This window comes from Acidimicrobiales bacterium (genome assembly GCA_035533095.1).
In the GTDB taxonomy this organism is placed as follows: Bacteria; Actinomycetota; Acidimicrobiia; order Acidimicrobiales; family Palsa-688; genus DATLUM01.
On the sequence record DATLUM010000062.1, the window covers coordinates 1 to 7,063 of the forward strand.

Genomic DNA, 7,063 nt, shown 5'->3' on the forward strand with positions numbered 1-7,063 from the left:
TCGAATGGTGGGAGAAGGGCGGCTTGACCGACATCCGCAACGGGATGAGCGGTTGCCCCCGCCACCACCGGCTGCTCCACTCCGGCTACACGGTCAGCGGCGAACCGAACGGCGAACTGCGCTTCTACCGGCCCGACGGCAGCTACATCGGCTCCACCTACCCGGTCGCCGCCCGCGCTGTGACCGGGGTAGGTGCCTTGCTGGCCGGCTGACGAGCTGACGGGCTGACGGGCTGACCACCACCGAGTAGGAACTGGTCGGCTCTTCAGCTTGCACTACGAACGACGGAGGGTGATCCCGCGCTGGCGGCTGATCAGGGCTACGCCGGTACCGGTCGAGATCAGCAGCAGGCCCGCGAGCGCCATTAGGAAGGCGTTGAACCCGGTGAACGGCAGGTTCTCGGACGCCGAGGAGTGCTGGGCCGAAGCGCGGGCGGCTGTCAGGGCCGCGCTGCCTGAGCCGACGCGGCCCCCGGCGCTGTTGCCGTTGCCGCTGTTGCCTCCGCCGGCGAACGGGTTGACCACGCCGACGCCCACGTGGACCGGGCCCGTGCCGCCGGGGTTGGTCCCGGCGGCGGTGGTGGAGCAGGGTTTGACGATCACTGCCTGCCCCGGCTGGTCAGGGGCGGCTGTATCCGTGGCGAAGTTGACGAACGGAAAGCCCGGGTACAGCGTGATCGCGTACGGGTACAGGAGCTCTTTGCCACCGGAGGGGGCGCTGATCTTCGCCGACGCCAGGGCGATGTCCGACAGCGGAACAGTGACCTTCATCGTGCCGTTGGCGAAGCTTCCGTTGGTCTCGGTGTGGTCGGTCTGGTAGGTGAACGTGTCCGCCACGACGTGGCCTTCGACGTAGCTCAGCTGCTGCTGCGGGCTCAGCTCGGCACCCACGAAGAAGGTCTGCCCCTGGTATGTGAAGGTCATCAGCCACTGGGCCCCCTGCAACGCGTTCGGCGGAGTGGAAGGAGCGAGGGTCGGCCCGGAGATCGTCGCGATGATTGACTTGCCGTCAGGTGACGACGACAGCGTCGCGGTCCGGATGTCCAGGCTCGGGTCGGTGTTGGTCGGCCACATCAGCGACGTGGAGAAGTCGTACGCGTTGCCGACCGGGCTGGTCATCGTCGCGGAGCACGACACGACCGGGACCTCCGGCGCCTGCCCCGCCGGGTGCGTGGGCGTCGCTGCAGGGTTGTTGTCCACCTGGGGGTCGCTGATCAGGTTGGCCACGTCCATGACGCCCCAGCCGCTGACGTAGTCCCAACCGGGGGCGTTCTGGTAGAAGAAGTTCCCAGTCGGATGCTCCGCCTGGGTGATGTCGTAGAAGTCCTTGTGATAGCTGGGGCCCTGAGCAACCTTGTAGATGGTCTCGTTGGCGAACCCAATGCCTTTCGCGGAAGGTGCTGCGGCCTGGATGCGCGACCACATACCGACCGACAGTGGGGAGGAGAGGCTGGTGCCTCCCTCGGGGAACGGCAGCGCATCGGCGGACATCTCGTACCCGTTGCTCGACAGCAGGCCGCCGCCCGAATCGGTGAAGCCCTGTCCTGACATCGCCGCGATGTCCGGCCCTCCGCGGCAGGTGGTTCCTGGCGCGATCGAGTTGCCGGCGTCGTCTGTGGTCCCAAGGCACGGGTACTTCACCGCCGCGACGCCCTTCTGGTAGTCGGGTTCAGGCGTGTGCACCGACGTACCGCCGCCGCTGAAGTCCCAGGACACTTCGCTGGCCCGCTTCACGTTCGTGGCGCCCTGAGCGGTGGTGCCGGTGGTGGTGAGCACCGTCCCGCCGACGGCGGTCGCGTAAGCGCTCGACGCCGGGTAGCCAGCTTCGGGGAGCGGCTGCGGGTTGAGGCCGTTGCCGGCGCCGATGACCGGCAGGATCACGAACGGGCACGCCCCGCCGGTGTCGCCGGCAGCGGCGAACAGGGTGCGGCCCTCCATGGTCGCCTCGCGCAGGGTCGCGTCGGCCATGCTCTCCAATTGGTTGCCGAGACCGACGCCGTAGAGGAGGTTGGTGTACGGGCTGCCCTTGACCGCCGTGGACAAGGGATCCGACTCGCACTCTCCGAAGCTGGCGTTCATCTGCTTCGGACCGCTGGGGTCGGACACCCAGTCCGCCATGGCTGCGGCGATGTCGGCGTCCAGCGGCGTCTTGGCGAAGTAGAGGTCGAGTTGGGACAGCTTCGGGGCGACGCCGGTTATCGACTGGGAGTCGAGCATCCACTCGACGGATTCGGCATTGTCGGGGTAGTCGTTGGCCGTGCCGCCCTCGGTGAGCACGGGCTGTACCGGGACGGCCGGGAGGTTCTCCCGCTGCTCGAAGAGCCGTAGGTCGGTGATGACGCTGTTGAAGTAGCCGTCGCCGAAGACACCGGCCGTCTCGCCCTGACCCTCGTCGGAGGACGGCATGTCGTAGGCACCCCACAGGTCCTGGGCGTTCAGCGTTCCGAGGTAGCCGCCCGTGGCGCTGCGCGGCGCCGTGCCCGTCGAGCTGTTCGCCCTGGCAATGTCGAGCGGTGTCCACACGCGCTGCAGCGTGTTCAGGCCGAGGACGGTGGAGATCGGCAGGCTGGCCGGGACCGCCGGCGGGATCCGGTTGGCTATGAACCTGTAGGGGCCTACCTGGTACGAGCCGAAGTTCGTGCTCATCAGGCTGCCGATCTGGGCGAGTGTCCCGCGGGCGGTCACGTAGTCGCCGGAACCGGACACGGTCTGGATGGTGAGCCCGCCGGAGCGCAGCCACGATTGGAGTTCGGACGTCTCGCTCGCCGGGACCCCGAATCGTTGGTTGTACTCGGCCGGGGTGAGGAAGTGGTGGTACTCGGGGCTGGACGGATCGTATATGGCCTTGTAGGTCGCCTCCTCGGCCGCGACGTCCGGGTGGGAGAGTGCCACGCCCACGGTGAGCACCTGGCTCTTGGGGGCGTTGCCGAGCCCCTTGGCCAGCGAGAGCCCGGGCAGGAAGTTGTGCGTACGCACCATCGGGCCGGTCGAGCCGGCAGAGCCCGACGCGTAGCTCGGTATGGCCAGCAGGCCCGCGGCGAGCAGCCCGGCACCCGATGCCGCGACGAACCGCCACCGCTTAATGCTTCTCACCCTGTGCCTCCAGCTTCAGGTACCCCGTCGGTCCGAAACAGACATTTCGCCACGTGGAGTGCCGATTCCTGCCTCGGCTATGTGACATGCGGCGCTCTCTAGAATCTCGGCATACCCGCGGTACTCGTTCACCAAGGGCACCGCGCAGGAGGTCCGCTTTCTCCTCGGCCGAACCTGAATGAAGCCGCAGGTGGGATAATCTTCGTTATCTCGTCAGGGGGAAGGATCAGATGACCACGACCGAGTCGGAACTCGTCCAGCCGTACGACCCTGAAGCGACCATCCGGGTCGTGCACGACCACGCCGACCGGCTCTTCAGCTGGCGCTACGAGCGCGAGCGCCCCCAGCTGGTGACCCTGTACAACAAGGCCGCCTCCGCGCAGTGGAGCAGCGTCACCGACCTCGACTGGTCCATCGATGTGGACCCGGAGAAGGTCATCGCCGACGAGGTCCCCGCGCTGCGCCTCGCCCGGGTCGCGGCGACCCTTCCGGGCTCCCCGATGGCGAACTGGAAGGACAAGGAGTTCACCGAGCTCGGCGTCGAGTTGTTCAAGGCGCAGCTCAGCCAGTTCATGCACGGCGAGCAGGGGGCGATGATGACCGCCGCCAAGCTCGTCGAGACGGTCCCGTGGATCGACGCCAAGTACTACGCGTCGACCCAGACGATGGACGAGGCGCGCCACACCGAAGTGTTCGCCCGTTACCTGCACGAGAAGGTCGGCGACCACTACCCGATGGGTCCCTTCCTGCAGGGTCAGATCTTCGGTCTGCTCGAGGACAGCCGGTGGGACATCGCCTACCTCGGCATGCAGATCATCATCGAGAGCCTGGCGCTGGCGGCGTTCGGCGATCTCCTTCGCCGCACCTCCGAGCCCCTGCTCACCAAGCTGCTGCGCTACATCATGTCCGACGAGGCCCGCCACGTCGCGTTCGGGATCGTCAGCCTCGGCGAGTACTACACCGAGCTGACGTCCGCCGAGCTCAAGGAGCGCCAGGAGTTCCTCCTCGAGAACACGCTGCGCAACCGCCTGCGCTCGATCACCCCTGAGGTCTGGGAAAAGATGGGCCTCAGCGTGGATCAGGTCCTCCCCAACCTTTTTGAGGCGGCGCAGTCGACGGGGACGGGACCATTCCAGGCGTTCCAGCGGGCATTCTTCTCCAAGCTCGTGCCGAACGTGCGCAAGCTCGGCCTCCTCGACGCCAACGACGGCTACCTCCGCCAGAAGTGGGGCGAGGCCGGCCTGCTCGAGTTCGAGCACGCGGATGACACCGCGAGCGACTTCGAGTCCTACGACGCGGTCACCGCGGACCGCGCCGCGCTCTCAACCTCAACCTGACCCGTAGGGATTCGACGCACCGCCTCGCCTTTACCGGTTTCGACGGGCGCGGTTGGTTCGCCGAGTTCCTGCCCCTAGTCTTGGGTGGTCGGGCATCAGTCGACAAGAGGGGCATCAGAGTTGAAGAAGGTCGTCATCGTGGGGCAGGGCTACGTGGGCCTGCCGCTGGCAATGCGGGCTGTCGAGGCCGGATACCAGGTGGTCGGCTACGACACGAGCGCGACCAGGATCAAGAAGCTGGCGGCCGCCGACTCCTATGTGGAGGACGTGCCGAGCGACCAGGTGCGCGCCGCCCTCGAGTCGGGCCGGTACCTGCCGAGCTTCGACGCCGGCGACTGCGCCGGGTTCGACGTCGCGGTGATCACCGTGCCGACGCCTCTTTCCGAGGGTGTCCCGGACCTCTCCTACATAGAGCAGGCCGCCAACGACTTGGCCCCGCTTCTGTCGCGCGGGTCGTGCGTGGTGCTGGAGTCGACGACCTATCCGGGTACCACCGAGGAGCTCGTCGTGCCGATCCTCGAGAGGGGGTCAGGGCTCGCCGCTGGAGCGGACTTCCACGCCGGGTACAGCCCCGAACGGGTGGACCCGGGCAACAAGCAGTTCAGCCTCGGCAACACACCGAAGGTCGTGTCGGGGATAGACGCCGAGTCGTTGGCAGTCGTCGAAGGTTTCTATGGCCGCTTGGTCGAGCGGACCGTGCCTGTGGCGTCGACCCGCCAGGCAGAGCTGGTCAAGTTGATCGAGAACACGTTCCGGCATGTGAACATCGCCCTGGTCAACGAGCTGGCCATGTTCGCCGGCGACCTCGGCGTCGACATCTGGGGGGCGCTCGACGCGGCGGAGACCAAGCCGTTCGGGTTCATGAGGTTCAACCCCGGCCCGGGCGTCGGCGGCCACTGCCTCCCGGTGGACCCCAGCTACCTGGCCTGGCAGGTCAAGCGAAGGGTGGGGGAGACGTTCCGCTTCGTAGAACTGGCCAACGACGTGAACAACCACATGCCGGCCTACGTGGTGCGACGGCTCACCCGTGCGTTCAACCAGCGGGAACAGTCGATCCGGGGCCGGAGGCTGCTCCTGCTCGGTCTTTCCTACAAACCCAACACCGGTGACGCGCGGGAGTCGCCGGCGCTCGAGATCGCCGAGCAGCTCGTCGCCCTGGGCGCCGATGTACGCGCCGTCGACCCTCACGTCGAGGCCGACCAGGTCGGACACTCGATCGAGTTGGCGGAGCTCACAGTCGAGGAGGTGCAGGCCGCTGACGGCGTGGTGGTGCTCACCCATCACGACGCCCTCGACCTCGACCTCGTCGCCGAGCACGCCAGCTACGTGCTCGACACCCGCCGCTGCGTGACCGGCCCGCAGGTCGAGTACCTGTAGAGCGGGGCACTTCGAGGGGCGTGGGTTTTCGTGCTTCGTCAGGTGCGCGCGAACGTCGAGCGCACCGCCTTCGACCCCTCGCCGGCTAGGTCCGTCCACCCGTAGGTTCCTGAGTCGCTCATCTCGGCGGCGGCGCGCAGTAGCGCTCCCCAAGCGACGTTCGCGAACCCCGAGCCCACCGAGATACGGGCGACACCTGCCTCGGCAAGTTCGTGCACAGGCGGCACACCGCGCAGCGCGAGCACGTTCACCGGGCGGTCGACGTTCGACACCACTGCGCGTATGTCCTCGAGGCGAATCAAACGCGGGGCGTACAGGACGTCCGCGCCGGCATCCTGATAGGCCTGCAGCCGGCGGATGGTGTCATCGAGGTCCTCTCGCTCGTGCAGGAAGTTCTCCGCACGCGCGGTGATCACCAGCTGCACCGGTCCTCGATGCGCCACTTCGCACGCGGCAGCTACCCGGTCACGGGCGAGGCCGATGTCGTAGATCGGCGAGTCCGAGCCTGGACGCTGGTCTTCTACCGAGCACCCCGCCAATCCCGCACCGATCGCAGCTGCCACGGTCTCGGCGACGCCCGACGGATCGTCGGCGAAGCAGTTCTCGAGGTCCGCAGACACGGGCACGTCTACCGCCGAGACCACCGTCGCTGCGTGGGCTATCGCCTCAGCCCGGGATACCGAGCCGTCCAGTCGCCCGAGGGTTGCTGCGAACCCGCCGCTGGTGGTCGCGAGCGCCTTGAAGCCCGCGGCCTCGAGTAACTTCGCCGACCCAATGTCCCAAGGGTTGGGCATGACGAGCGGATTCCCTGGCTTGTGGAACTCCAGGAAGTCGAAGGCTTTCTCTGCTTGGGTGGGCATGGCCAAATTCTTAGGCCGCTACGGGTGGGCACCGATGCCGTTGTGCCCGACCACTCGGCGTGATAAGCATGCGGACGGTCTAGGTAGGTCGCTGTACGAGGCAGGACTGAGGGGAGAACCTATGGCGTTGCTGGCGCGGTTGGCGGGCCGGGGCGCGCGCGTGACGGCAGCCATGGCTCTCGTGCTCGTAGCGCTGGTGCCGCTGTCGGGAGGAGCCCAGGCGTCGACCAGGACGGGGTCCGGCGGCTACTGGCTCGTCGCATCCGACGGGGGAGTCTTCACCTTCGGCGGGGCCGTCTATTACGGCTCGCAGGGGTCCGAGCACCTCAACGCCCCGGTGGTGGGGATGGCAGCGACGCCGGACGGTGGGGGCTACTGGCTGGTCGCCTCGGATGGC

Annotated in this window: 6 protein-coding genes; 4 read left to right on the plus strand and 2 right to left on the minus strand. The window is 67.4% G+C overall.

Translation table 11 applies throughout. The annotated features are described in order from the left end of the window. A partial coding sequence (locus VNF71_08150) for a hypothetical protein (protein HVA74522.1) occupies positions 1 to 212 on the plus strand: 212 nt, incomplete at its 5' end. A 63-nt stretch (positions 213 to 275) separates the two neighbouring features. Here the strand turns inward: VNF71_08150 and VNF71_08155 are convergent. After that, positions 276 to 3,092 (minus strand): protease pro-enzyme activation domain-containing protein, encoded by a 2,817-nt coding sequence (locus tag VNF71_08155; GenBank protein ID HVA74523.1) that lies wholly within the window; start codon positions 3,090 to 3,092, stop codon positions 276 to 278. A gap of 230 nt (positions 3,093 to 3,322) precedes the next feature. Here VNF71_08155 and VNF71_08160 point away from each other — a divergent pair, with 230 nt between their 5' ends. Both VNF71_08160 and VNF71_08165 read left to right on the plus strand, forming a co-directional pair. Beyond that, positions 3,323 to 4,429: a ferritin-like domain-containing protein gene (locus VNF71_08160; protein HVA74524.1), complete on the plus strand. Its 1,107-nt coding sequence runs from the start codon at positions 3,323 to 3,325 to the stop codon at positions 4,427 to 4,429. 120 nt (positions 4,430 to 4,549) lie between these two features. Beyond that, a complete protein-coding gene (locus VNF71_08165; protein ID HVA74525.1) occupies positions 4,550 to 5,806 on the plus strand; it encodes a nucleotide sugar dehydrogenase in 1,257 nt (418 codons plus the stop codon). 38 nt (positions 5,807 to 5,844) lie between these two features. Here the strand turns inward: VNF71_08165 and VNF71_08170 are convergent, their stop codons facing one another. Next, positions 5,845 to 6,666: an isocitrate lyase/phosphoenolpyruvate mutase family protein gene (locus tag VNF71_08170; GenBank protein HVA74526.1), complete on the minus strand. Its 822-nt coding sequence runs from the start codon at positions 6,664 to 6,666 to the stop codon at positions 5,845 to 5,847. 121 nt (positions 6,667 to 6,787) lie between these two features. On the opposite strand from VNF71_08170, the gene VNF71_08175 reads away from it, so the two are divergent. Then, the coding region (locus tag VNF71_08175) for a hypothetical protein (protein HVA74527.1) at positions 6,788 to 7,063 on the plus strand (276 nt) is incomplete at its 3' end.

Coding starts and splice junctions, on each gene's coding strand:
- VNF71_08160 (HVA74524.1), top strand. CDS start 3,323: ATGACCACGACCGAGTCGGAACTCGTCCAGCCGTACGACCCTGAAGCG.
- VNF71_08170 (HVA74526.1), bottom strand. CDS start 6,666: ATGCCCACCCAAGCAGAGAAAGCCTTCGACTTCCTGGAGTTCCACAAG.